This window comes from Salmonella sp. SAL00653, from assembly GCF_046552515.1.
GTDB classification, from domain to species: Bacteria; Pseudomonadota; Gammaproteobacteria; order Enterobacterales; family Enterobacteriaceae; genus Salmonella; species Salmonella enterica.
In genome coordinates this window covers 17,989-44,679 of record NZ_JBGDTY010000025.1, presented here as the reverse complement: position 1 = coordinate 44,679, position 26,691 = coordinate 17,989, and the positions used below count along the sequence as shown (strand labels likewise).

The 26,691-nt window shown below is 51.8% G+C and carries 22 protein-coding genes and 2 pseudogenes; 7 read left to right on the top strand and 17 right to left on the bottom strand.

Annotated elements, in window-relative coordinates; all coding sequences use genetic code 11:
* Positions 1-694: 694 nt before the first annotated feature.
* The 3 genes and pseudogenes from ACLJRU_RS22120 to ACLJRU_RS22110 form a co-directional block, all read right to left on the bottom strand.
* On the bottom strand, positions 695-916 hold the full coding sequence (locus tag ACLJRU_RS22120; RefSeq protein ID WP_000825645.1) for a membrane protein: 222 nt from the start codon (positions 914-916) through the stop codon (positions 695-697).
* 235 nt (positions 917-1,151) lie between these two features.
* Positions 1,152-4,265 carry an efflux RND transporter permease subunit gene (locus tag ACLJRU_RS22115; protein WP_011264397.1) on the bottom strand — a complete coding sequence of 1,038 codons (3,114 nt, stop codon included), beginning with the start codon at positions 4,263-4,265 and terminating at the stop codon, positions 1,152-1,154.
* A gap of 11 nt (positions 4,266-4,276) precedes the next feature.
* Positions 4,277-5,433 (bottom strand): annotated as a pseudogene (locus ACLJRU_RS22110) (efflux RND transporter periplasmic adaptor subunit).
* 413 nt (positions 5,434-5,846) lie between these two features.
* Here ACLJRU_RS22110 and envR point away from each other — a divergent pair.
* Positions 5,847-6,509: an acrEF/envCD operon transcriptional regulator gene (gene envR, locus ACLJRU_RS22105; protein ID WP_001085718.1), complete on the top strand. Its 663-nt coding sequence runs from the start codon at positions 5,847-5,849 to the stop codon at positions 6,507-6,509.
* Between the two features lie 2 nt (positions 6,510-6,511).
* On the opposite strand, the pseudogene ACLJRU_RS22100 reads toward envR, so the two are convergent.
* The 14 genes and pseudogenes from ACLJRU_RS22100 to ACLJRU_RS22035 form a co-directional block, all read right to left on the bottom strand.
* Positions 6,512-8,611: pseudogene (locus ACLJRU_RS22100) on the bottom strand (putative bifunctional diguanylate cyclase/phosphodiesterase).
* A gap of 150 nt (positions 8,612-8,761) precedes the next feature.
* Complete coding sequence (locus ACLJRU_RS22095) at positions 8,762-8,926, bottom strand: DUF2556 family protein (RefSeq protein WP_000620015.1); 165 nt, start codon at positions 8,924-8,926, stop codon at positions 8,762-8,764.
* Positions 8,927-9,008: 82 nt separating this feature from the next.
* Entirely contained in the window at positions 9,009-9,893 is an 885-nt protein-coding gene (gene yhdJ / locus ACLJRU_RS22090; protein WP_000642612.1) for an adenine-specific DNA-methyltransferase, read from the bottom strand.
* Between the two features lie 85 nt (positions 9,894-9,978).
* The gene (gene fis, locus ACLJRU_RS22085; protein WP_000462905.1) at positions 9,979-10,275 is read right to left on the bottom strand and encodes a DNA-binding transcriptional regulator Fis; all 297 of its coding nucleotides are present in this window, start codon (positions 10,273-10,275) and stop codon (positions 9,979-9,981) included.
* A gap of 25 nt (positions 10,276-10,300) precedes the next feature.
* On the bottom strand, positions 10,301-11,266 hold the full coding sequence (gene dusB, locus ACLJRU_RS22080) for a tRNA dihydrouridine synthase DusB (RefSeq protein ID WP_001219664.1): 966 nt from the start codon (positions 11,264-11,266) through the stop codon (positions 10,301-10,303).
* A gap of 266 nt (positions 11,267-11,532) precedes the next feature.
* Complete coding sequence (locus tag ACLJRU_RS22075; protein ID WP_223201883.1) at positions 11,533-11,790, bottom strand: carbonic anhydrase family protein; 258 nt, start codon at positions 11,788-11,790, stop codon at positions 11,533-11,535.
* A gap of 137 nt (positions 11,791-11,927) precedes the next feature.
* Positions 11,928-12,809 carry a 50S ribosomal protein L11 methyltransferase gene (gene prmA, locus ACLJRU_RS22070; RefSeq protein ID WP_001145849.1) on the bottom strand — a complete coding sequence of 294 codons (882 nt, stop codon included), beginning with the start codon at positions 12,807-12,809 and terminating at the stop codon, positions 11,928-11,930.
* 11 nt (positions 12,810-12,820) lie between these two features.
* Positions 12,821-14,272: a sodium/pantothenate symporter gene (gene panF / locus ACLJRU_RS22065; protein WP_038394045.1), complete on the bottom strand. Its 1,452-nt coding sequence runs from the start codon at positions 14,270-14,272 to the stop codon at positions 12,821-12,823.
* Positions 14,262-14,504 (bottom strand): YhdT family protein, encoded by a 243-nt coding sequence (locus ACLJRU_RS22060; RefSeq protein ID WP_000340018.1) that lies wholly within the window; start codon positions 14,502-14,504, stop codon positions 14,262-14,264. Before ACLJRU_RS22060 ends, panF begins: the two co-directional genes overlap by 11 nt.
* A gap of 108 nt (positions 14,505-14,612) precedes the next feature.
* Entirely contained in the window at positions 14,613-15,962 is a 1,350-nt protein-coding gene (accC, locus tag ACLJRU_RS22055; RefSeq protein ID WP_001540989.1) for an acetyl-CoA carboxylase biotin carboxylase subunit, read from the bottom strand.
* A gap of 10 nt (positions 15,963-15,972) precedes the next feature.
* Positions 15,973-16,443: an acetyl-CoA carboxylase biotin carboxyl carrier protein gene (gene accB / locus ACLJRU_RS22050; protein ID WP_000354626.1), complete on the bottom strand. Its 471-nt coding sequence runs from the start codon at positions 16,441-16,443 to the stop codon at positions 15,973-15,975.
* A gap of 392 nt (positions 16,444-16,835) precedes the next feature.
* Positions 16,836-17,435: a protein-methionine-sulfoxide reductase heme-binding subunit MsrQ gene (gene msrQ / locus ACLJRU_RS22045; RefSeq protein ID WP_001240053.1), complete on the bottom strand. Its 600-nt coding sequence runs from the start codon at positions 17,433-17,435 to the stop codon at positions 16,836-16,838.
* The gene (gene msrP, locus ACLJRU_RS22040; RefSeq protein WP_000723877.1) at positions 17,436-18,440 is read right to left on the bottom strand and encodes a protein-methionine-sulfoxide reductase catalytic subunit MsrP; all 1,005 of its coding nucleotides are present in this window, start codon (positions 18,438-18,440) and stop codon (positions 17,436-17,438) included.
* Positions 18,441-18,551: 111 nt separating this feature from the next.
* On the bottom strand, positions 18,552-19,526 hold the full coding sequence (locus tag ACLJRU_RS22035) for an MDR family oxidoreductase (RefSeq protein WP_001148246.1): 975 nt from the start codon (positions 19,524-19,526) through the stop codon (positions 18,552-18,554).
* Between the two features lie 203 nt (positions 19,527-19,729).
* Here ACLJRU_RS22035 and csrD point away from each other — a divergent pair, with 203 nt between their 5' ends.
* From csrD to rng, 6 genes are all read left to right on the top strand, one after another.
* Positions 19,730-21,670: an RNase E specificity factor CsrD gene (gene csrD, locus ACLJRU_RS22030; RefSeq protein WP_001241382.1), complete on the top strand. Its 1,941-nt coding sequence runs from the start codon at positions 19,730-19,732 to the stop codon at positions 21,668-21,670.
* Positions 21,671-21,977: 307 nt separating this feature from the next.
* A complete protein-coding gene (gene mreB / locus ACLJRU_RS22025) occupies positions 21,978-23,021 on the top strand; it encodes a rod shape-determining protein MreB (protein ID WP_000913396.1) in 1,044 nt (347 codons plus the stop codon).
* A gap of 64 nt (positions 23,022-23,085) precedes the next feature.
* Positions 23,086-24,138, top strand: coding sequence for a rod shape-determining protein MreC (mreC, locus tag ACLJRU_RS22020; RefSeq protein ID WP_000802538.1), 1,053 nt, complete (start codon positions 23,086-23,088; stop codon positions 24,136-24,138).
* Positions 24,139-24,140: 2 nt separating this feature from the next.
* Entirely contained in the window at positions 24,141-24,629 is a 489-nt protein-coding gene (gene mreD / locus ACLJRU_RS22015) for a rod shape-determining protein MreD (RefSeq protein ID WP_023235983.1), read from the top strand.
* A gap of 8 nt (positions 24,630-24,637) precedes the next feature.
* On the top strand, positions 24,638-25,231 hold the full coding sequence (locus ACLJRU_RS22010; protein WP_000210306.1) for a Maf family protein: 594 nt from the start codon (positions 24,638-24,640) through the stop codon (positions 25,229-25,231).
* Positions 25,221-26,690 (top strand): ribonuclease G, encoded by a 1,470-nt coding sequence (rng, locus tag ACLJRU_RS22005; protein ID WP_000123188.1) that lies wholly within the window; start codon positions 25,221-25,223, stop codon positions 26,688-26,690. Before ACLJRU_RS22010 ends, rng begins: the two co-directional genes overlap by 11 nt.
* The last annotated feature ends 1 nt before the right edge of the window (position 26,691 follow it).

The window sequence follows — 26,691 nt, the reverse complement described above, 5'->3', positions numbered from 1 at the left end:
TGCCGAACTCAGAAGTGAAACGCCGTAGCGCCGATGGTAGTGTGGGGTCTCCCCATGCGAGAGTAGGGAACTGCCAGACATCAAATAAAGCAAAGGGCCCAATCGAAAGATTGGGCCTTTTTGCATTTATCTCTCTATGGAAAAAGTTATCGGTTAATGGCGCCGACGCGTTTTAAACATCTTCGTAGAGTGGATAAAAACCGTTTTAGTAAACGTGATTTCCCGCCATATATCCGCCTGAACCATCGAATGTGAACCGTGCTGAAGTAGATGTACAAACGGCTTTTACTTACGCCTCTAATAAGCAATAGAGATATTCGCTGAGGACTAAAAATCTGGCCCATTAGGCTATTTTATTTGCCAGTTTGGCCCAGGGACTGTGCTCAAAATCCTCATATATTACGTGTATGCTCCGGTTTTTATCCAGACTGTCTGTAATAATTACGCCTAATGACCACGCTCTAAGTCTTACTGTATAAAGCCTGTTTTTAATGCGGCTTACGATGCTATCAAGCTACAATTTTGTCTGCATCGGACAAGGAATAGAATAAATACCATCGGGATGGGCGAGTAAGAAAAGAGAGCGTTTTATCGTGTTAACTTTCGGGGGACAGGCTGAACAGATTACGTCGCTGAGTATCCTTACGACCTTTATATTATTACTGAAAGCGCGGCATTGCCGCGCCTGCATGTATCATTTAGAAAGCGCAATGATACCCATCGTCAACCCTGCTACCGCCGCAGCGCCGCCAGCAATAGCGCCTGCTGTCTCCCAGTTATCCTGCGTAGTACCTTTCATACATGTATTGGTATGAACCAGCCGCCCTTGATCGTCATAAACCGGTACGCAGGGAGAATCATGTGCACAACCTGCCAATAAGGTGGTAAGCAATGCAACTGGAATTAGTCTTTTCATGGTGTTACCTCATTAATCAGCGTTTCGCAAAGTACAGCAACGTAAATGCTGGCTCTAACCGCTGCGAAAACGAGAGCTATTTTACCACCACAGAAAAAATGGCTGACATGAGGAATCATCTCAATTCATGTGAATTGTAAAAACTATGGAGAATGCAGAGGTAAGCGGAGAGAGGGAATAGCGGAGATAAAGACGTACCGTTTAAAAGGCGTCCGAAGACGCCTCTGTTTACTGGTTAATCATGATGGCGATTAAATCGGCGTTTTACAACAACGAAGAATACTGGCACGAAGAAGATAGCTAATAAGGTTGCGGTTAACATTCCCCCCATAACCCCTGTGCCTACTGCGTTCTGTGCCCCACTACCTGCGCCACGACTGATAACTAACGGCATTACCCCGAGAATAAAGGCCAGCGAGGTCATTAGAATAGGACGTAAACGCATACGGGATGCTTCCAGCGTCGCTTCAATCAATCCACGTCCTTCTTTTTCCATGAGATCTTTGGCGAACTCAACAATCAGGATGGCGTTTTTAGCAGAAAGGCCAATCGTGGTTAACAAGCCAACCTGGAAGTAAACGTCATTATTCAGGCCGCGCAATGACGCTGCAAGCAGAGCGCCAACCACGCCGAGCGGTACGACCAGCATTACCGAGAACGGAATTGACCAGCTTTCATACAGAGCGGCAAGGCAGAGGAAAACGACAATGAGTGAGATTGCGTACAGCGCCGGCTCCTGGTTACCTGACAACCGTTCCTGATACGACATACCTGTCCAGTCATAGCCAATACCGTTTGGTAGCTGTGAAGCCAGGTTTTCCATTAACGACATGGCTTCACCGGTGCTTCGTCCGGGTGCTGCTTCGCCGAGCAGTTCCATTGACGGCATCCCGTTATAGCGTTCCAGGCGTGGCGAACCATAAATCCACCGTGCTGAGCTAAAGGTAGAGAAGGGCACCATCTCGCCATTGGCGCTGCGTACATAAAGATTGTTGATATCTCCCGGCAGCATACGGAACTGAGCGTCAGCCTGAACGTATACTTTTTTCACTCGTCCGCGATCGATAAAGTCGTTAACGTAATAGCCGCCCAACGCCGCGGAGATGGTTTCGTTGATATCAGACAGCGAAATACCGAGCGCCTGCGCTTTTTCTTGATCGACATCCAGCTTGAACTGTGGCGTGTCTTCCAGCCCGTTCGGGCGTACGCGCACTAATAGATCAGGATGCTTCGCGACCATACCCAGGAGTTGATTACGCGCTTTTGTTAACGCATCGTGACCGAGTCCTCCCTGATCAATCAGTTCAAAGTCGAAACCTGTCGCGGTACCTAACTCGACAATTGCCGGCATGTTGAAGGGGAACACCAACCCGTCGCGAATCTGGCTAAAGGCGCGTGTCGCTCTGGCGATAACGGCTTCGACGCTATTTTCTTCACCGTTACGCTCTTCCCAGGGTTTAAGGCTAACAAATGCCATCCCTGAGTTTTGTCCCTGACCGCTAAAGCTAAAGCCGTTTACGGTAAACACGCTTTCGACGTTCGCTTTTTCATTATTCAGGTAGTAATGAGTGACTTGATCCAGCACTTTCTGCGTACGTTCTTGCGTAGCGCCAGAGGGGAGCTGAATCATGGTCAGGAATACCCCCTGATCTTCTTCCGGCAGGAAGGAGGTCGGGAGGCGTAAAAACAGAACCGCCATTCCGACTACAATAAGTAGATAGATAATGAGATAGCGACCCGTATTACGCACGATGCCGCTTACGCTGTTAGTATAGTGGTTAACGCTGTGGTCAAACCTGGTATTGAACCAGCCAAAGAAGCCGCTTTTTTTCTCGTGATGTTCAGCAGATACGGGTTTAAGCAGTGTAGCGCATAGCGCTGGCGTCAGAATCAACGCAACCAGAACGGATAGCGCCATTGCTGAAACAATAGTAATAGAGAACTGGCGATAAATTGCCCTGGTCGAGCCGCCAAAAAAGGCCATCGGGATAAATACCGCAGACAGTACCATCGCGATACCAACCAGCGCTCCCTGAATCTGCGACATGGATTTTTCCGTCGCCTCTCGGGGAGAAAGGTTATCCTCCATCATTACACGTTCAACGTTTTCTACGACCACTATCGCATCGTCAACCAACAGCCCTATCGCCAGTACCATGCCGAACATCGTCAGGGTATTGATAGAGTAGCCAAAGGCGGCGAGTACCGCAAAAGTGCCTAGCAACACGACAGGAACAGCGATGGTAGGAATCAGGGTTGCCCGGATATTCTGTAAGAACAGATACATTACCAGGAACACCAGAATAATCGCTTCAAACAGCGTTTTTACCACTTCGTGGATAGATATTTTTACGAAGGGCGTTGTGTCATAAGGATAAACCACCTTCATTCCCTGGGGGAAGAAAGGCTGCAGTTCCGCCAGTTTCGCTTTGATTGCGGTTGCGGTATCCAGCGCGTTAGCGCCGGTCGCCAGTTTAATACCGAGACCGGAGGCCGGTTTACCGTTAATGCGCGCTACAACGTTATAGTTTTCACCGCCAAGCTCAATACGCGCGACATCTTTGAGATGAACGACAGAGCCGTCGGTATTGACGCGCAACGTAACTTTGCCGAACTCTTCCGGATCTTTCAGACGCGTTTGGGCGATGATTGAGGCGTTAAGCTGCTGGCCCGGTAATGCTGGCGTGCCGCCCAGTTGGCCTGCCGCAATCTGGTCGTTCTGTACTTTTAACTGGTTGATGACGTCAACTGGCGTGAGCTGGTATTTATTTAGCAGATTCGCATCCAGCCAGATACGCATGGCGTACTGTGCGCCAAATAGCTGAACGTCGCCCACACCATTCAGACGGCTGATAGAATCCTTAATGTTAGAGGCGACATAGTCAGAGATGTCGTCCTGGGTAGTGTTCGGATTATCCGAGACGAACCCGGCGACCATCAAAAAGCTGCTGCTGGACTTTTCAACGCTAATCCCCTGCTGCTGGACTTCTTGCGGCAGTAAAGGCGTGGCGAGCTGCAATTTATTTTGCACCTGAACCTGCGCGATATCCGGATCGGTTCCGGACTGGAAGGTCAGGGTGATGGTCACGCTACCAGCAGAGTCGCTGGTAGAGGACATATACATCAGGTTATCGATACCGTTCATATTTTGTTCGATAACCTGAGTAACCGTATCCTGTACCGTCTGCGCATCCGCGCCAGGATAGGTTGCAGAAATAGAAACCGCTGGCGGCGCAATGGTTGGATACTGCGCAACGGGAAGCTGCATTATTGCCAGTGCGCCAGCCATCATCAGGATAATGGCCAGAACCCAGGCGAAAATAGGACGTCTAATAAAAAAGTTTGCCATGTACGGTTACCTTATTGCGCCGTTTTCGCTGCAGGAGCATCGGTAGTGGCTTTCACCTGGACGCCCGGTCGCGCTTTTTGTAAGCCGCTGACGATGACCTTATCGCCCGGTTTTAACCCTTCGCTGATGAGCCATTTATCGCCAATAGCCTGCGCCGCCACGACATTGCGGGCTTCGACCTGGCTTTATCGTTAACCACCATCACCATTGCGTCGCCGCGCGGCGTGCGGGTCACGCCCTGCTGGGGGACAAGGATGGCATTGGGCTGGACGCCTTCATCAATGCGGGCGCGAACAAACATACCGGGAAGCAGACTATGTTGCGGGTTAGGGAAAACCGCCCTGAGCGTGATAGAGCCGGTGCTTTCATCTACGGTAACGTCGGAAAATTGCAGCGTGCCTTTAATCGGGTAGACCTGACCATTTTCCATTACCAGTTGAACCGTGCTACTGGCGCTGTCTTTATGCAGGTTACCTTGTTCGACGGATTGCTTGAGTCGCATAAAGTCGTTGCTTGATTGCGTCACGTCGACATAAATCGGGTCGAGTTGTTGCACGGTAGCCAGTTCAGTTGACTGACCATTAGTCACCAGCGCGCCTTCAGTCACATTAGATTTTCCTATACGCCCGCTGATGGGTGAGGTGACTTTGGTATACGCAAGGTTAATACGCGCGCTTTCAACAGCGGCTTTTGCCGCCACAACGGCGGCATCGGCCTGGCGGGCGTCGGCAATCGCCTGATCATATTCCTGTTGGCTGATATATTTTGTGCCGACCAGTGGAACATAGCGTTTGACCGTCAGGTGCGCGATAGCCGCAGCCGCTTCGCTTTTAGCAAGTTCGCCTTTAGCGCTGTCATAATCAGCCTGATAAGTGGCAGGATCGATCTGATAGAGCGACTGCCCGGCCTCTACATCGCTACCTTCGGTGAAGTTTCTTTTAAGCACGATCCCGCTCACCTGGGGGCGAACCTCCGCAATGCGAAATGCGGACGTACGTCCGGGAAGTTCGGTCGTTACGGCTAGCGGCGCTGTTTCGACCACATGGACGGTGACTTGCGGCTCGCCGGCATGAGCCTGGGTATCTCCCTGGTCATTACAACCGGCCAGCAGCGCAGCAGAGAATATGATGAATGAGGGCAGGAGTGAAAACCTGGCATGTTTCGTCATTACTGTTCCTTAAAAAACCGAAAGCTCGTTATTCACCGGATAACGGTAAGGCGTTAACGCGCGAAAAATAGAATAGCAGTGGGGTATCCTACAAATTATTAGCTTGTGATGTAAGCAATACTTATTTTGGGATGGGGTTCACGGCACATAAAAGCAAAAAAAAAGAACTATTCCCTGTCGTTTCATAATGTCCCGATTAGTAAAATCATGATGTTGAATAACATAAATAGAAATATATATTTTATATGAATGTGTTTTATTAATTTATTTGTTTTTATTATTGATTTGGCGATATTGTGCGAAATAAAAATAGCTGTCTCTCGTCTGACTAAAAAGGACATGATAAAGTTGTTTTTTGTGCTGAGTGTTTTATCAGCGTATTTATCGTTTTTATGGTCCAGGATATCTTAATTATGGCGAAGAAAACGAAGGCGGATGCGCTTAAAACGCGGCAACATTTGATTGAAACCGCTATTGCGCAGTTCGCTTTGCGCGGCGTTGCCAACACGACGCTGAATGATATCGCTGATGCCGCTGATGTCACGCGGGGCGCCATCTACTGGCACTTTGAGAATAAAACGCAGTTGTTTAATGAGGTTTGGTTACAGCAACCACCTTTACGCGAACTTATTCAGGATAGGCTTACGGGATGCTGGAATGATAATCCTTTACAGGATCTACGAGAGAAATTTATTGCAGCCTTACAATATATTGCGGCAGTGCCTCGTCAGCAGGCATTAATGCAGATTTTATATCATAAATGTGAATTCCATAATGGTATGATATCGGAACAGGCCATTCGGGAGAAGATTGGTTTCCATCATCAGTCGCTGCTTGAAGTATTACAGCGATGTATGGATAAAAAGCTGATCTCAGGCAGTCTTGATCTGGATGTCATATTAATTATTCTGCATGGTAGTTTTAGCGGAATAGTAAAGAACTGGTTAATGAATCCCACAAGTTATGATCTTTATAAGCAGGCGCCTGCATTAGTCGATAATTTATTAAAAATGCTAAGCCCGGATGGCAGTGTGAGGCAATTAATGCCAAATGAACAACAGGCGGAAGAAGCCTGAGATTATTTTGAGTTGATATTATATATTGGCCTTGTGAATATATTGGCAGGGTCCCGAATATCGCGAGCAATTTCCTCTGCCGTACGCGGCTTGCCAAGCAGGAACCCCTGAAGCGTATGGCATCCTAACTGGGTCAAAAATTGTTGCTGCGTTTCATTCTCTACCCCTTCTGCCACAATTTGCAGATTTAACGCTTTCGCCAGCGCGACAATAGCCGCAACAATGGTCGCGCCGTCGCCTGCCTCGCTGAGTTCATGTACGAAAGCGCGATCAATTTTTAGTTCGCACGCCGGAAGACGTTTCAGATAGAGAAGGCTGGAATAACCGGTGCCAAAGTCGTCAATAGAGGCCTTAACCCCCATTTCCGTTAATCTGGTGAGTATAGCGACGCTTTGCTCTGGCTTGTTCATCGCCGTGGTTTCGGTGATTTCCAGAATCAATAAATCGGGACGGATACTGTGTCGGGCCAGGCTCCGCGTAATGGTGTCCACAAGCCCGGGCTGCTCAAATTGTAAGGCGGACAGGTTTACCGCCACTGACCATAAGGCGTATCCCTGTAAGTGCCACTCGCGGAGCTGTCGACACGCCTCGTCTATCACCCAGCTACCGATAGTGACGATAAGACCCGTTTTTTCCGCCAGCGGTAAAAACTGGTCAGGATTCAGTACGCCTTGTTTTGGATGATACCAGCGCAACAGGGCCTCAAATCCTACAATAGGGCCGGCAGGAGCCTGAAATTTAGGCTGATACACTAGCCTGAGCTCTTGTCTTTCCAGCGCCAGCCACAGGTCATTCATTAGCTGAAGTTGGGTTTGCGCCAGCATATTCATTGATGGCTGAAAGAAATGGTATCCGTTACGTCCCGTATGTTTCGTGTGGTACATTGCGGCATCGGCGTTGAACATCAGTTCCCGTTCGTTTTTTCCGTCCAGCGGATAGAGCGCTATTCCCACGCTAAGGGTGACGACCAGTTCATACGGATCTATCGTAAAGGGCGCATCTATCGAATGTACCAGCGCGCTGGCAAGGGAAGCCGCTTCGTCAGGCGCGCTGACTTCTGCAAGCAGCACAAATTCGTCGCCGCCAATCCGCGCCAGGGTAAACTGCCCGCTCAGCGGTTGGTTCAGACGATGCGTGACCGCCACCAGTAGCTTATCGCCGATATCATGACCATAGGCGTCATTAACGGTTTTAAAGCCATCCAGATCCATAAACAGTAGCGCGAAAGACGTGTTTTCCCGATTCGCTTTGCTGATGGCCTGTTCCAGACGATCCTCAAGGAGTACCCGGTTTGGTAAACGGGTGAGCGTATCATGCAGCGCCAACTGCGCCAGTTCCTGGTTCGCCTGCGCCAGCGAAGAGGCAAGTAGTGCGGTGCGGGCCTGAAGCCGGGCGTCAAATAAAGAAACCAGAAGAGTAATGCCCAGGATAGTCAGCGCGACCACGCTGACAAGAACAGCCAGTCAGTTGCTATCGACGCCACGATGTTCCATCGGCCAGTTTTGGGGAAAGTGTGCGGCCTTCATGCCGGCGTAATGCATGCCGGCGATAGCTATCCCCATTAATACCGCGGCGCCTGCTCGCCTCAGGGCGACATCTGTTCCCTCATGACGCAGGCGGAACGTGAGCCACAGCGCGCCGCAGGCCGCCAGTAGCGCGATAATGATAGTGAGGGCAACCCATGCGCTATTCCGGACGATAATGGAAGCAAATTGCAGCGCCGCCATCCCGGTATAATGCATTGCGCTGATGCCCAGTCCCATCACCAGCGCGCCCGGCAGTAAACGGCGCAGGCGCAGTTTTTCAGCGCTAACCAGCCATAGCGCAAACAGGGAGGAGCCGATCGCGATCAGCATGGAGAGGCCGGTGAGGAACGGATCGAAGCGCATGTTCATCGCGTGATCCATCGCCAGCATCCCGACAAAATGCATCGCCCAAATACCGACGCCCAGCGCGAAGCCGCCGCCCATTAGCCATATTCTGGCGTTTGATCGGGCGCTTCCGGCTACGCGTCCGGCCATATTTAATGCGGTATAGGACGCAAAAATAGCGACAGCAAATGAAACCGCCACAAGGATGTGGTTGTACTCACTAACCGGCATGTATCATTAGCTCATTGGTTATGCAGGAAAAGAACAGGACGAGACAGTATCCCCCCTTCTTTTATCCTCAACGTGTTTTAATTCCCTGTTTTTATAAGGGATAAAAGAAATCCGGGTGATAAATAATCATAGGTTAAATCGCCCGATTCGCTACTCCAGATCGGTACAATTGATCAATTTGAGAGGGTTAACCGAATCCATGTTTCGGCACTTATCCTGTTCAGTCGCCATCAATTCGATCCATTGCATCAAAAGCGCATCAAAAAGAAAAACGGAGACGGCAAAAACAACCAGCCACCAATACTTACGTATCATCGTCAAATCCTGTGTATTCATGCCCATGCGTGCTGGGAATATACATGAAATTTTGACGCTGAAAAGAGGACTTACAATGCTTTTACTTCTCTGAAGATAGCGCGTTTATCCCGACATTTCGCTGCTTTTTGGATAGGTTTTGTGTTTTTCTCTTTTTGACTTTTGCAAGTTCATTTTCTGAATAATGCGAAGTGACGCTCAATCTTCTGAGCCCCATTTTTACGTATTCATTATTGAGTTCAATACCGATAAACTTACGACCTGACTCCGCTGCGACAGCGCCTGTGGTGAAACTGCCCGCGAAAGGGTCCAATACAGTATCGCTCGGGTTAGAAGAGGCCAGTATGATCCGTTTTAACAGCGCGCTGGGCTTTTGCGTAGGATGGTTTTCATATTCATCCATCAGATAACGTACGCGAGGAAATGACCAGACGTTGCCCGGCACTTTTTTCTGATTGTATGGTTGGGGCGGGTTTTTTCGATAATCGATTAGCGCGCGCTTAGCGCCCGTGGTGGTCTCGACCAGAATCGCGTCACGGTTAAAGGTATAGCTTTTCGGGTTTTTTACCATCATCAGGATCGGTTCATACATAGAACCAAAGTATTTTTTCGCCTGCACCCCGGAACTATCATAGGACCAGACGATACGGCTTTTGATGGTAAAAAGCGTTCGGCATTTGAGATCGATATACGGCATATTTTCTGTGCTATTCATGATGTACATGGTGCCGTGTTTCTTCAGTACGCGGTGGCACTCATCAATGCATTCATACAGCCAGGCCAGAAAAGACGCTTCGTCCCAGGATTCCACCATACCGTCGAAATCTTTTCCGATATTGTAAGGCGGATCGGCAAAAATTAAGTCAATGCTTTCAGAAGGCAGTTTTTTAAGTTCTGTTAGCGCGTCACCGTGAATAATCTTCTTCGATTCATCGCCAAAGTACTGAGGTTCACATTCCGCTTTCATGACCAAATTCCATGTGATGCGTATAAAAAAGGCGCTTCCCCATGCCGAGTAGCGCCTTTTTAAACAAGCAGTTAGCTAATCGAAATTAGTTCATGCCGTATTTTTTTAATTTTTTACGCAGCGTACCACGGTTGATGCCCATCATCAGAGCAGCACGGGTCTGGTTACCACGGGTGTATTGCATCACCATGTCCAACAGGGGCTGTTCTACTTCAGCCAGTACCAGCTCATACAGGTCATTAACGTCCTGACCATTCAGTTGAGCAAAATAGTTCTTCAGTGCCTGTTTAACCGAGTCACGCAGGGGTTTTTGGGTTACCTGATCCTGAGAGTTAACGGTAGAAACGGTCAGTACGTCAGAATTTACGCGTTGTTCGAACATAGTTCTGTCAGCTCTTTATTTCTGTTTACGCAAAATTTTCGAAGTATGCCTCCAACGCCTCCAGCTGTTCGCTGGCGTCCTCAATAGCGTTGAATGTGCGCCGAAACTGGTCGTCTGGAGCGTGCTCCTGGAGATACCAGGAGACGTGTTTACGCGCGATTCGGTACCCTTTTGCCTGACCGTAAAAGTCATGCAGTTCCCGAACATGCGTGCAAAGCAAGCGCTTTACCTCTGCCAGCGGCAGCGGCGGAAGCAGCTCCCCAGTGTCCAGATAATGCTGGATTTCCCGAAAGATCCAGGGTCTTCCCTGAGCTGCGCGGCCTATCATCAGGGCATCCGCCCCTGTATAGTCGAGAACAGCTCTGGCTTTATGCGGGTTAGTAATGTCGCCATTCGCGATAATCGGAATGGAAACTTTCTGCTTAACTGCCCGAATACTGTCGTATTCAGCTTCTCCGTTGAACAAACAGGCGCGGGTGCGGCCATGGATGGTCAGAGCCTGAATACCACAATCTTCAGCCAGTTGGGCAATCTCTACGCAGTTACGGTGTTCCGGCGCCCAGCCGGTGCGAATCTTGAGAGTCACAGGAACGTCCACTGCGTTTACGACCCCGATGAGTATAGACTTCACTAAATCCGGGTACTGCAAGAGGGCTGAACCTGCCAGCTTACGATTCACTTTCTTCGCCGGGCACCCCATATTGATATCAATAATCTGGGCGCCGCTTTCCACGTTAATACGTGCGGCATCGGCCATCTCAACAGGGTCGCTACCGGCAATTTGCACCGTGCGAATTCCTGGCTCATCAACGTGCACCATCCGTAAACGAGATTTATCGCTTTCCCACACTTGCGGGTTAGAAGACATCATCTCGGATACTGTCAATCCTGCTCCCATCTCATAGCACAGCGTCCGGAAAGGTCTGTCAGTAATGCCAGCCATGGGCGCTGCGATCAGGCGATTTCTGAGCTGATATTGTCCGATGCGCATGAGTTAAGAAATGACCATACTGTGACTGCAAGGCGGCGTATATTACGCATTTTTTGCACGAGATGAAAGGCCAAACTTTGAACAATCCACTGTTGTAGATCAATGAATCGTGCTTAAAAACAGCAAAATAAATTTATAATTCAGTAAAATCATAGGGTTATTTGTTGTCGGCGGTTTTGTACGCGCTTACAAATTCCCGTAACTTCTCTCTATTTCTTCGACCAGAAACAAGATAAGCGGAATAATCTGCTTTTTTTATAAGCTAATTACCCCAAATGAATGGGATCGCCGTCTCGTTTCAGGACAAGATCACTTCCCGCTGCGCGTGACTTTTCTCCGTTGCCAGTCGGAAGGGGGCGCACAGATGCGCTTTTGTGTTCATGAATGGCACGGATAAATTTTTCCAGCTGCGTTGAAGAGAGGGTTAGCGGATGCTGCAGAACAACCCGGACAGCATTTACTAAGCACGAGGACGATGGCTGCGACCCGTTAAAACGCCAGTACCTTTTGTCCGCTGGTAGCAGCTGTTTATCCAGACGGATAGTGACAAAGAAGTTATTTCAGGCATTCATTTGATGAATTTAATGATGTCTCGGTGACAGAAAGGTGTTAAGGCAGTTGTGTGGAGAAAAGCGTGGCCGGGCGACCACGCTGACAAGAATTATTTTTTACGGCCAGTAATGCGGCACCATTCTTCTTTTTCGACGACCGGGTCGAGAGTGAAAAGCTCGGCGTAAGCATCGCAGACGCTTTCCGCCTGGCTGGCGAGAATACCTGAAAGCCCCAGCAGACCGCCCTCAACGGGCAGTACGCTGATTAACGGGGCCAGTTCGCGTAATGGGCCTGCCAGGATGTTAGCGACGACCACGTCGGCTTTCATGGCTTCTGGCTGGTCTTTCGGCAGGTACAGCTCCAGCCGGTCAGACACGCCGTTGCGTTCAGCATTATCGCGACTGGCCTGAATAGCTTGCGGATCGATATCAATACCAATCGCCTTTGCCGCTCCCAGTTTCAGCGCGGCAATCGCCAGAATGCCTGAACCGCAGCCAAAGTCGATCACGGTTTTGCCGTTGAGATCGAGCCCGTCCAGCCATTGCAGACATAAAGAGGTGGTGGGGTGCGTACCCGTACCGAACGCCAGTCCCGGGTCGAGCATCACGTTGACGGCATTCTCGTCCGGAATGTCACGCCAGCTGGGACAAATCCACAGACGCTCGCCAAAACGCATCGGATGGAAATTATCCATCCATTCGCGTTCCCAGTCTTTATCTTCCAGTTGTTCGATTTTATGGGCAAATCCGGCACCCAGCAGCGGATGTTGCTCCAGAATCGCGACAACGTCTTTCATGTCGGTTTCGGCGTCGAACAGACCGATCACATCGGTATCGCCCCACAGACGGGTTTCGCCCGGCAACGGCTCAAAAACCGGCGTATCGTGCGTATCCTGAAAGGTAATGGAAACGGCGCCCGCTTCCATCAGCGCATCACTCAGCTCTTCAGCATTCGCGCCGGTGGTATTCAGTTTCAATTGGATCCATGGCATGGCAAAACTCTTTATTTATCAGTAGACAATACGGTGGCTTGCGAAGCGGAAGAGCCGAATCGGTTTCCGATCAGAAAAGCCAATAAACTTAACAGTAACGCGGGCACAATCGGATGAAAGCCCAGGTACTGAATATTAAATGTGGCAAGCAGGGCATATAGCACGCCGCCCACGATCATGGCGCTTAATGCGCCTGCCGCGTTTGCCCGCTTCCAGTAAAGGCCCAATACCAGCGGCCATAAGAACACCGCTTCCAGGCCGCCAAACGCCAGCAGGTTGAGCCAAATGATCATCTCTGGCGGTTTCCATGCGGCCAGCAGCAACAGCGCGCCTAGCAGTAATGTAATCGCTGCCGACATACGCTTCAGCCGGATCTCATTTTGCATCTGATCGGGGCGCAGGTTGAGATAGAGATCTTTAATGATCGTCGCGGAACTTTGCAGCAGTTGGGCGTTAATTGTTGACATGATCGCCGCCATTGGCGCAGCGAGGAAGATCCCGGCGGCAAACGGCGGCAAAACTTTCACCATTAGCGTTGGGATCACCAGATCCGGCACCGTCAGATCCGGAAGCACCGCGCGACCCAGCGCGCCGGCAAGGTGCATCCCGAACATTAAAATCGCCACGACAATCGTACCGATAATAATGCCCCGGTGTACCGCTTTACTGTCTTTATAGGAGATGCAGCGCACCGCCGTATGCGGCAGGCCAATCACACCAAAACAGACCAGTACCCAAAAAGAGGTCATAAAGGCGGGAGAAAGTATGTCATCGGTGCCCTGCGGCGTTACCAGTTTGGGGTCGAGAGCGTGCAGCGTGTCAACGGCCTGATTTAGACCGCCCGCCGCATGGATCACGCCCACCAGCAGCACTATCGTGCCGACCAGCATCACCAGGCCCTGTAGCGTATCGTTAAGTACGCTGGCGCGAAAGCCGCCAAACGCCGTATAGAGTGCGATACTGACGCCAAATATTAGCAGGCCGGTTTCGTAGGGAATCCCCGCCGCGGTTTCCAGCAGTCGCGCGCCGCCGATAAATTGTACGGTCATTGCGCCAATAAACGCGACCAATAAACTCAGGCTTGCCAACCACACCAGCAGGCGGCTTTGGTAACGCGCGAATAGCATATCGTTAAGCGTGACGGCATTATAGCGACGCGCCAGGATAGCGAATTTTTTACCCAGAATACCCAGTGAAAGCCAGACGGCGGGAAGCTGGATCATCGCCAGCAAGACCCAGCCCAGACCGTATTTATAAGCCGCGCCGGGACCGCCGATAAATGAACTTGCGCTAATATAGGTGGCGGTAAGCGTCATCGCGAGCACGATCCCGCCCATCGAACGGCTGCCAAGAAAATATTCGTTTAAAAAAGTGCCGGCGGTACGCTTGCGCATAGCGTAAATCGAGACCCCGAAGACCACGATCAGATAGGCTACCAGCGGTAGAATGACCTCAAGCTGCATCGTCATCCTCCAGCGAAATATCGCGATAAATGAATTTCACCATCGCCCAGCACAGCAAAATAAAGACCAGCGGCGTCAATAAGCAGGCCATCTCGAACCAGTGCGGCAGACCGGTAATTCCCGGCGAGTCTCCAGGTAAGTAAGCAGCCACTAACCATGCCGCCAGATAGCAAAGGGTCAGCCACAGCGCCCAGCGCGCCTCTTTATGGGCCTGAACAAAACGAGCGTCCATTTTTTATCCCTTATGGGTGAAGAAAGCGGGAATTGTACATGATGGGGCATCGCTATCCCCAGAAATAAAAAAGGCCGGATTCACCGGCCTTTTGAGATTAACGTGCGATTACTTTTCCTGAAGACCGAGTTTTTTCTCCAGATAGTGGATGTTGGTTCCACCGTGCTGGAAGTGCTCGTCATTCATGATGCGGGTCTGCAGATCGATATTGGTTTTGATACCATCGAGAATCAGTTCCTGCAGGGCATTTTTCATACGGGCAATCGCCACGTCGCGGTTTTCACCGTAGCAGATGAGTTTGCCGATCATGGAATCATAGTACGGCGGCACCGTGTAGCCCGCGTAGATATGAGATTCCCAGCGAACGCCAAAGCCGCCAGGCGCATGGAAGCGCGTGATTTTGCCAGGGCTTGGCAGGAAGGTGTTCGGATCTTCGGCATTGATACGGCATTCTACCGCATGGCCTCGAACGACAACTTCGTCCTGTGTGATCGACAGCGGCTGACCCGCCGCGATGCGCAACTGCTCTTTGATCAAATCGACGCCGGTAATCATTTCAGTCACCGGGTGTTCAACCTGAATACGGGTGTTCATTTCGATGAAATAGAACTCGCCGTTTTCGAACAGGAATTCGAACGTCCCTGCGCCGCGATAGCCGATGTCTACGCACGCTTTCGCGCAGTGTTCGCCGATATAGCGACGCAGTTCCGGCGTAATGCCTGGCGCCGGGGCTTCTTCAACCACTTTCTGGTGGCGACGCTGCATGGAACAGTCGCGTTCCGCCAGATAGATAGCGTTGCCCTGGCCGTCCGCCAGCACCTGAATTTCGATGTGGCGTGGATTTTCCAGGTATTTTTCCATGTATACCATGTCGTTGCTGAAAGCCGCTTTCGCTTCCGCTTTGGTCATGGAGATGGACTGCGCCAGTTCAGCATCGCTACGAACCACGCGCATACCGCGGCCGCCGCCGCCGCCGGACGCTTTGATGATCACCGGATAGCCAATACGTTTGGCATGAGCACGGTTCGCATTCATATCGTCGCCCAGCGGGCCGTCAGATCCTGGTACGGTCGGAACGCCCGCTTTTTTCATCGCGGTAATCGCGGACACTTTATCGCCCATCAGGCGGATGGTATCCGCTTTCGGGCCGATAAAGATAAAGCCGGAGCGTTCAACCTGCTCGGCAAAATTGGCGTTCTCAGAAAGGAAGCCGTAACCCGGGTGGATTGCCACCGCGCCGGTGATTTCAGCGGCGCTAATGATAGCCGGGATGTTCAGATAACTTTTTACGGACGGTGCCGGGCCAATACAGACCGTCTCATCCGCCAGCAATACGTGTTTTAAATCGCGATCCGCGCTTGAGTGCACAGCGACGGTCTTGATGCCGAGTTCTTTACAGGCTCGAAGAATACGTAGTGCGATCTCGCCGCGGTTGGCGATGACAATTTTATCCAACATGTTCGCCTCGTTACTCGATGACGACCAGTGGCTCGTCAAATTCTACCGGTTGACCACTTTCGACCAGAATCGCTTTCACAGTACCTGCTTTGTCAGCTTCGATCTGGTTCATCATTTTCATGGCTTCAACGATGCACAGGGTATCGCCCACGTTCACTTTCTGGCCCACTTCGATGAACGCTTTCGCGTCCGGGCTTGGGGTGCGGTAGAAAGTACCAACCATTGGGGAGCGTACGATGTGACCACTGATTTCCGCTGCGGCAGGCGCTTCCATTGCTGGAGTAGCCGCTGGCGCGACAGCGTTAGACAGAGCGGGTTGCTGCATCATCGGCGCCGCATAAGCCTGCTGCATCACCGGAAAACCGGCGTTTGCCGTTGTGCGGCTGATGCGAACAGATTCTTCGCCTTCAGAAATTTCCAGTTCGGAGATACCTGATTCTTCAACCAGCTCGATCAGTTTTTTAATCTTACGAATATCCATGAGTGGGTTCCGTACTCTTTGTTTAGTGTGATTGTGACAGGCGTTTTAGCGCCGTCTGTAAAGCATGTGAATGACTGCCGCGGGTAAAATACCGCGCATCTTTGATTTGCCTGTTATGCCGTAGCACCCGAAGGTGAAATTCATGATTTGCCAGTCATTGTGTGGCTATCTTCTGCCATTTTCGGGCAAAAAACAAAATATACCTTCATTGCTCGATTGTCACCCTTTCTGCGAACGAAAATCGCCGTTGGGCAATGTAAAGTCGCACATTATAACTATTTCGTCGCAATTGGCAGCTAAATACTGGTCTTATCAGGGAAGATAATCAACCTGAAACATAAAAAGGACATTACCTGTTTTGCGTTTTGCAATCGACCGCACAGTTCACCAAACTAGCGCCACCACTGGCGAAACTTCCGGTAACGCAACGCTAAAAGGGCTAACGCTAATGCCGCGTAGATGACCGGTTGCGGTGATAAAATCTTTACCGACCACAGGTAATGTATGGGAGCCAGGATCGCGACAAGATAGACGACGTTATGCAGTGTTTGCCAGCGTTTGCCCAATTTACGCTGCGCAAATTGCGTTGAGGTCAACGTCAGCGCCAATAACACCAGCCAGCTAATGATCCCAAGCGTCAAATAAGGGCGTGAAATCAACTCGCTTCCTAACAACGCTAGGTTATGTATCCCCAGTTCCAGTAAGGCATAGCTGGTTAAATGCAGCGTAGCCCAAACGAAACACCATAATCCTAACAGGCGGCGTGTGCGTATCAATAATGGCTGTTTAGCGTAGCGCGCCAGCGGTGAAACCAGCAAGGTGGCGAGCAAGAATTTGAGCGCGGTTCTGCCGGTAAAGTGTTGGATATCCTTTACCGGGTCTGCGCTGAGTCCACCGTGATTTATCGCCCAAAAGAGCCACAGAAGCGGCAAAAAACCGGCAAGATGCAGACAAACTTTTAGCCAGGTTATCTGTTTTGCTGTCAGACGCACTTAAAAATTCTCCCGCAAATTGAGACCGCGATACAGCGAAGCGACTTCATTGGCGTAGCCGTTAAACAGCAGCGTCGGCTGTCTTTGCACATCGAGGATACCGCCTGAACCAATAAAGCGTTCGGTAGCCTGAGACCAGCGTGGATGATCCACATGCGGGTTCACATTGGCGTAAAAACCATATTCGTTGGGAGCCGACAAATTCCAGGTGGTTGGCGGACGTTCGCGGGTGAGTTTAATGCTAACAACAGATTTAATACCTTTAAAACCATACTTCCATGGAACGATGAGTCGAATAGGCGCGCCGTTTTGCGGGGGTAACGCCTTACCATAGACGCCAACGGTCATCAGAGTCAGCGGATGCATGGCTTCGTCCAGACGTAGCCCTTCGACATAAGGGTATTTCAGTCCGCCGCCAATAAAGCGATCTTTCTGTCCTGGCATATCATCCGGCGCGTATAGCGTTTCGAATGCCACATATTTAGCGTGGCTGGTGGGCTGTGCCTGCGCGAGTAGCTTATATAAAGGGAAACCAATCCACGGCACGACCATGGACCACGCTTCGACGCAGCGCATTCGATAGATACGCTCTTCTAATGGGAAACGATGTGTTAAATCGTCATAATCCAGCGTAAATGGCTTCGCGACTTCCCCGCTGATTTTCAACGTCCACGGTTCGGTTTTCAGACTTCCGGCATTGGCCGCCGGGTCGGCTTTATCAAGGCCAAACTCATAGAAATTGTTGTAGCCCGTCACCTTATCTTCCGGCGTTAACGCTAAATCGCTTCGCCAGGCGGCAGGCTGACTAAACTCAAGCGGTTTACCGGCAGGCGCTTTCGGACGATCGTTGCCTTTAAACCAACTGAAGAGATCGGCCTGCGCCGTTGAGGGTAAGGATAAGGCGGCCGCGCTGATGCCTAATGCTTTTAGCACCTGTCGGCGCTGCATAAAAAAAGCCGATTCCGCAGTCACATCGGCTTCTGTTAATGGACGTATCTTTTTCATCACAGACTCCCGGTCTACCCACCACAACATGGCGTGTAGTGAATATGACAGGGAGTGTGTCAATGTGTAAAAATAAATAGTCAATTAAGTGTAAATTTTTTATACGTGACGTTATTTTATCTTCACCAGCGTACGGCCCTGAACCTGATTATTGATGATGGCATCGGCGAACTTCGGCGCATCCGCCAGCGTAATCTCTGTGGCGGCCTGAGCATAGAACGACTCCGGCAGATCCTTAACCAAACGCGCCCAGGCTTCTGCGCGACGTGCCGGTGGGGTCATCACCGAGTCCACCCCTTGCAAACGCACATTACGCAGAATGAATGGCATAACGGTGGTCGGCAGCGCGAAGCCGCCCGCCAGGCCGCAGGCGGCCACGCAACCGCCATAGTTCATCTGTGCCAGCACTTTCGCCAGCACTTTATCGCCAACGGTATCAATTGCACCGGCCCACAGCTGTTTTTCCAACGGGCGAGATTCAGCAAACTCATCGCGGCTGAGAATACGGTTAGCTCCCAGGCTCTTAAGATAGCCGTGGGTGCTTTCACGTCCTGATACTGCTGCAACCTGATAGCCCAGCTTATGCAGTAATGCAACGGCAGTGCTGCCCACACCGCCGCTGGCGCCGGTGACGACAACCTCACCGTCTTGCGGGCGAATACCTGCATCTTCAAGCGCCATGACGCACAGCATGGCGGTAAAACCGGCGGTGCCGATGATCATGGCGTTACGGCTGCTCAGTCCCGCAGGCAGCGCGACCAGCCAGTCGCCTTTAACGCGTGCGCGTTCGGCCAGGCCGCCCCAGTGGTTTTCGCCCACGCCCCAGCCAGTCAGTAGTACTTCCTGGCCTGCATGAAAGCGAGGATCTTCGCTTGCGTGAACGGTGCCGGCGAAATCAATACCAGGAATCATCGGAAAATGACGGATAATTTTCCCTTTTCCGGTGATAGCCAGAGCATCTTTATAATTCAGGCTGGACCAGTGGACATCCACCGTCACATCACCTGCCGGCAGTTGACTCTCTTCGAGATGTTGCACGGATGCGAGGGTTTTACCGTCCTGCTGTTCTAAGATCAACGCCTGCATAACCTGTCCTCACTTTACATGGTAGATTGGAAAAATAGCTACGAAGACTATACTCGCTAATTAAAACGTGATGCCGATGCAACGCAATAAATTGCCAGATAGATCCATTTTGGTAGTATGCCTGCTTCATTGCGCGCCGTGGCGAATTCCGCCTTCAGATTCGCTTTTTCATACTGTTTATAACCGTCGGAGTTAACTCAAGGATGCGATTAACGACGAAATTCTCAGCTTTTATCACGCTGCTCACGGGGTTAACGATCTTCGTGACTCTGATAGGTTGCTCGCTAAGCTTTTATAACGCCGTACAGTATAAGTATGTCAGCCGTGTGCAGGCGACGGCAACAGCCATTGATACGCACCTGGTGACCCATGATATTGTCTCGCTGACGCCGCAAATCGACGAGCTCATGATTGCTTCCGATATTGTGCGTGTCGATCTGTTGCAGGGGGAGCGCAGCGTCTACAGCCATTCTCGCGCCAGAGGTTATCGGCCAGCCGGCACCAGCGACATGTATCGCGAGCTGGTCGTACCGCTGATAAAACATCCAGGAATGTCGCTACGTCTGGTTTATCAGGACCCGATGGGTAACTATTTTCACTCACTGATCACCACGGCGCCGCTGACGCTGGCGATCGGTTTTATCGTTCTGATTTTGTTTTTATCGGTGCGCTGGCTGCAGCGGCAGCTTTCCGGGCAGGAGCTTCTGGAAATTCGCTCCACGCGTATTCTGAACGGCGAACGTAGGGCGAATGTCCGCGGTTCTGTTTACGAATGGCCGGCGCGCACCAGTAGCGCGCTTGATGTATTGCTTTCCGAAATTCAGTTTGCTCACGAACAGCGTAGTCGCCTGGACACCCTCATTCGCTCCTACGCCGCGCAGGACACCAAAACCGGGCTCGGTAACCGTCTGTTTTTTGATAACCAACTGGCGACGCTGCTGGAAGATCAGGAAAAAGTGGGAGTGCATGGCGTGGTGATGATGATCCGCTTGCCAGATTTCAATCTTCTGCGCGACAGCCTGGGAGGCAATCAGGCGGAAGAGCAGATGTTTATGCTTATCAATCTGCTATCGACATTTATTATGCGTTACCCAGGCTCGCTGCTGGCGCGTTATCACCGCAGCGACTTTGCCGTGCTGCTACCGCATCGAACGCTGAAAGAAGCGGAAAGTATTGCCGGACAACTTTTAAAAGCTGTCGATGCGCTACCGGCTAACAAAATGCTCGATCGTGACGATATGGTACATATCGGCATTTGCGCCTGGCGCAGCGGACAGTCCACCGAGCAGGTGATGGAACATGCTGAAGCCGCGGCGCGGAACGCCGCCCTGCAGGGGGGAAATAGCTGGGCTATCTACGACGACACGCTGCCGGAAAAAGGGCGCGGCAATGTGCGCTGGCGCACATTGATTGAGCAGATGCTGAACCGGGGCGGACCGCGACTTTATCAAAAACCGGCGGTCACGCGAGAAGGTCGCGTACATCATCGGGAATTGATGTGTCGCATCTATGACGGTAAAGAAGAGGTGAGCTCGGCGGAGTATATGCCGATGGTGTTGCAATTTGGTTTATCGGAAGAGTATGACAGATTACAAATTAGCCGCCTGATTACGTTGCTGGGCTACTGGCCGGATGAAAATCTGGCAATGCAGTTGACGGTCGAGTCGCTGATTCGTCCGCGTTTTCAGCGCTGGTTGCGCGATACGTTAATGCAGTGTGAAAAATCACAGCGAAATCGCATAATTATTGAACTTGCGGAGGCAGATGTTTGTCAACACATCAGCCGGTTACAACCCATCCTTCGCTTAGTCAATGCGCTTGGCGTTCGGGTGGCGGTGACACAGGCGGGTTTGACGCTGGTTAGCACGAGCTGGATTAAAGCGCTCAATGTGGAATTACTCAAGCTGCATCCGAGTCTGGTCAGAAACATTGAGAAGCGAACGGAAAACCAGCTTCTGGTTCAAAGTCTGGTAGAGGCCTGCGCGGGCACGCCTACGCAGGTTTACGCGACGGGCGTCCGTTCGCGCGGCGAGTGGCAGACGCTGACAAAACGCGGCGTGGCTGGCGGGCAGGGTGATTTTTTTGCCTCCTCCCAACTACTTGACACAAACGTGAAAAAATATTCGCAAAGATACTCGGTTTAACCTGCCGTTTAATTTGTTTTCACGTAGAATAACGCGCGCTGCGCCTCATGGGGGTGTGCTTGTCTGCTCGCCAGATTGTTGCAGCAAATATGCAGGTGAATGACCTTTGACAGGTTGCAAACGAAGGCGAGGATTGCTGCTGATTTTTTCAGCCCTGAGGGACTCAGGCCGAGATTTGTAACAAAGGAAACGAACTGCACTAATTTTCACCGTAGCAGATGATTTTTGCGCCTTGTCGCTGCTGCGTGTGGTTGGTAAAGTAAGCGGATTTTGTTTTCCGCCCCAGCTTTCAGGATTATCCCTTAGTATGTTGAAAAAATTTCGTGGCATGTTTTCCAATGACCTGTCCATTGACCTGGGTACCGCGAATACCCTCATTTATGTAAAAGGACAAGGCATCGTATTGAATGAGCCTTCCGTTGTGGCCATTCGTCAGGATCGTGCCGGTTCGCCGAAAAGCGTGGCTGCAGTCGGTCATGATGCGAAGCAGATGCTGGGCCGTACGCCGGGCAATATCGCTGCGATCCGTCCGATGAAAGACGGCGTTATCGCTGACTTCTTTGTGACTGAAAAAATGCTCCAGCACTTTATTAAACAAGTGCACAGCAACAGCTTTATGCGCCCAAGCCCGCGCGTACTGGTATGCGTGCCGGTCGGCGCGACGCAGGTAGAACGCCGCGCAATTCGTGAATCCGCTCAGGGCGCAGGCGCCCGTGAAGTCTTTTTGATCGAAGAGCCGATGGCGGCCGCGATCGGCGCAGGTCTGCCAGTTTCTGAAGCAACCGGTTCAATGGTTGTGGATATCGGTGGTGGTACCACTGAAGTTGCCGTGATCTCCCTGAACGGCGTGGTTTACTCTTCTTCTGTCCGTATTGGTGGTGACCGCTTCGACGAAGCCATCATTAATTACGTTCGTCGTAACTACGGTTCTCTGATTGGTGAAGCCACCGCAGAGCGTATTAAACACGAAATCGGTTCCGCTTATCCGGGCGACGAAGTCCGCGAGATCGAAGTGCGTGGCCGTAACCTGGCGGAAGGCGTTCCACGCGGCTTTACCCTGAACTCAAACGAGATTCTGGAAGCGTTGCAGGAACCGTTGACCGGTATCGTCAGCGCGGTAATGGTGGCGCTGGAACAGTGTCCGCCGGAGCTGGCGTCAGACATCTCCGAGCGCGGTATGGTGCTCACCGGCGGCGGCGCGCTGCTGCGTAACCTTGACCGTCTGTTAATGGAAGAGACGGGCATTCCTGTCGTGGTTGCTGAAGATCCGCTGACCTGTGTGGCGCGCGGCGGCGGCAAGGCGCTGGAAATGATCGATATGCACGGCGGCGACCTGTTCAGCGAAGAGTAGTTGGACACGGGCAGGATTATCCCTGGATTGTCCTGCCTCTCCGACGCGAGAATACGCATAGCCTATGAAGCCAATTTTTAGCCGTGGCCCGTCGCTACAGATTCGCCTTATTCTGGCGGTGCTGGTGGCGCTCGGCGTTATCATTGCCGACAGCCGCCTGGGGACGTTCAGTCAAATCCGAACGTACATGGACACTGCCGTCAGTCCTTTCTATTTTATTTCAAACGGCCCTCGTGAACTGCTCGACAGCGTGTCACAAACGCTGGCTTCTCGCGACCAGCTTGAGCTGGAAAACCGGGCGCTGCGCCAGGAATTACTGCTAAAAAACAGCGACCTGCTGATGCTGGGGCAGTACAAACAGGAGAACGCGCGGTTGCGCGAGCTGCTGGGGTCGCCGCTGCGTCAGGACGAGCAGAAAATGGTGACGCAGGTTATTTCAACGGTTAACGATCCTTACAGCGATCAGGTCGTTATCGATAAAGGCAGCGTTAATGGCGTATATGAAGGTCAACCGGTCATTAGCGACAAAGGTGTCGTAGGGCAGGTTGTCGCCGTGGCGAAACTGACCAGCCGCGTGTTGCTGATTTGCGATGCGACTCATGCGCTGCCGATTCAGGTACTGCGCAATGACATCCGCGTGATTGCCGCCGGTAACGGCTGTACTGACGATCTTCAGCTTGAACATCTGCCCGCCAATACCGATATTCGCGTCGGCGATGTGCTGGTAACGTCCGGACTTGGTGGGCGTTTCCCGGAAGGGTATCCGGTGGCGGTGGTCTCCTCCGTCAAGCTGGACACTCAGCGCGCCTATACCGTCATTCAGGCACGTCCAACCGCGGGTTTGCAGCGTTTGCGCTATCTGCTGCTGTTGTGGGGAGCCGATCGTAACGGCGCCAATCCGATGACGCCGGAAGAGGTTCACCGCGTCGCCAATGAGCGCCTGATGCAGATGATGCCGCAGGTGTTGCCTTCTCCGGATGCGATGGGGCCGCCGGCGCCAGTGCCGGACCCGGCGACGGGGATTACTCAGCCATCTGCGGGCCAGACGGCGCCGGTATCAACGCAACCATCGCCTTCGGGCGCGACCACGCCGCCTGCGCGTGCGCCGGGAGGGTAATGGTGGCGAGCTATCGTAGCCGGGGGCGCTGGGTTATCTGGCTCTCTTTTCTTATTGCGCTGTTGCTGCAAATCATGCCCTGGCCGGACGACATCATTGTTTTCCGGCCAAACTGGGTTTTGCTCATCTTACTGTACTGGATTCTGGCCCTGCCGCACCGCGTAAATGTGGGGACGGGATTTGTGATGGGTGCCATACTTGATCTCATCAGCGGTTCCACACTTGGCGTGCGCGCTCTGTCGATGAGTATTGTCGCCTATCTGGTCGCTCTGAAATTCCAGCTCTTCCGTAACCTGGCGCTCTGGCAGCAGGCGCTGGTGGTAATGTTGCTTTCACTGGCCGTGGACATTATTGTTTTCTGGGCCGAGTTTTTAGTGATCAACGTCTCTTTCAGACCGGAAGTGTTCTGGAGTAGTGTAGTCAATGGCGTGCTGTGGCCCTGGCTCTTTTTGCTGATGCGTAGGGTACGCCAGCAGTTTGCTGTGCAATAAAGGTCGATATGACAACTCTGTATCTTGCTTCCGGTTCCCCGCGTCGCCAGGAATTATTGACTCAACTTGGATTTTCATTCGAGCAGGTCGTGCCTGGTATTGAAGAGCAACGGCGTGCTCAGGAAAGCGCGCAGCAGTATGTTGTTCGGCTGGCGCGCGAAAAGGCGCAGGCTGGCGTGGCGCTGGTTCCCCGTGATCTGCCGGTGTTGGGCGCGGATACGATAGTCGTGTTAAACGGCGAGGTGCTGGAAAAGCCGCGCGACGCCGCTCATGCCGCAGAAATGCTGCGTTTGCTTTCCGGAAATACGCATCAGGTGATGACTGCTGTTGCGCTTGCGGACTCGCAGCAGACGCTGGATTGTCTGGTGGTAACGGAGGTGACTTTCCGCACGCTTTCTGCGCAGGATATTACTGGCTATGTCGCCAGCGGCGAGCCTTTAGATAAAGCAGGTGCATACGGTATTCAGGGGCGGGGTGGCTGTTTTGTCAGGAAGATAAATGGCAGCTATCACGCCGTGGTCGGCTTACCGCTGGTTGAAACGTATGAGTTGTTGAGTCATTTTAACGCACTGCGTGATAAAAGGGATAAACATGACGGCTGAATTGTTGGTAAACGTAACGCCATCGGAAACGCGCGTGGCGTACATTGATGGCGGTATTCTTCAGGAAATCCATATTGAGCGCGAAGCGCGACGCGGAATCGTAGGCAATATCTACAAAGGTCGTGTAAGTCGTGTACTTCCAGGTATGCAGGCGGCTTTTGTAGATATTGGGCTGGATAAAGCCGCATTTCTTCACGCTTCCGACATTATGCCGCATACCGAATGCGTGGCGGGCGACGAGCAAAAACAGTTTACCGTGCGCGATATCTCCGAACTGGTGCGTCAGGGACAGGATCTGATGGTGCAGGTAGTGAAAGATCCGCTCGGCACGAAAGGCGCGCGTTTGACCACGGACATCACGTTGCCCTCCCGTTACCTTGTTTTTATGCCCGGCGCGTCACACGTTGGCGTTTCCCAGCGCATCGAAAGCGAAAGTGAACGCGAGCGCCTGAAAAAGGTGGTGGCGGAATACTGCGACGAACAGGGCGGGTTTATTATTCGTACCGCAGCGGAAGGCGTGTGTGAAGAGGATCTCGCGTCTGACGCCGCCTATCTCAAGCGCGTCTGGACGAAAGTCATGGAGCGCAAAAAGCGTCCGCAAACGCGCTACCAGATGTATGGCGAACTGGCGCTGGCGCAGCGCGTGCTGCGCGATTTCGCCGATGCGCAGTTGGACCGAATTCGCGTCGACTCACGTCTGACCTATGAGTCGCTGCTGGAGTTTACCGCAGAATACATCCCGGAAATGACCAGTAAGCTGGAGCATTACAGTGGCCATCAGCCGATCTTCGATCTTTATGACGTGGAAAATGAGATCCAGCGCGCGCTGGAGCGTAAGGTTGAACTCAAGTCTGGCGGTTATCTGATCATCGACCAAACCGAAGCGATGACGACGGTAGATATCAATACCGGCGCGTTTGTCGGACACCGTAATCTCGACGACACCATTTTTAATACCAATATTGAAGCGACTCAGGCCATTGCCCGCCAGCTACGCCTGCGTAATCTGGGCGGCATTATCATTATCGATTTTATCGACATGAATAATGAAGATCATCGCCGCCGGGTGCTGCATTCGCTGGAACAGGCGTTAAGTAAGGATCGCGTGAAAACCAGTATTAACGGTTTTTCGCCGCTGGGGCTGGTGGAAATGACTCGTAAACGGACTCGTGAAAGCGTGGAACATGTGCTTTGTAACGAATGTCCAACCTGTCATGGCCGCGGGACGGTAAAAACGGTGGAAACCGTCTGCTATGAGATCATGCGTGAAATTGTACGTGTTCATCACGCTTATGACTCCGATCGCTTCCTGGTTTATGCTTCTCCTGCGGTGGCGGAAGCGCTGAAAGGCGAAGAATCACACGCGCTGGCGGAAGTCGAAATCTTTGTCGGCAAACAGGTTAAAGTTCAGGTCGAACCGCTTTATAACCAGGAGCAGTTTGACGTCGTAATGATGTAAT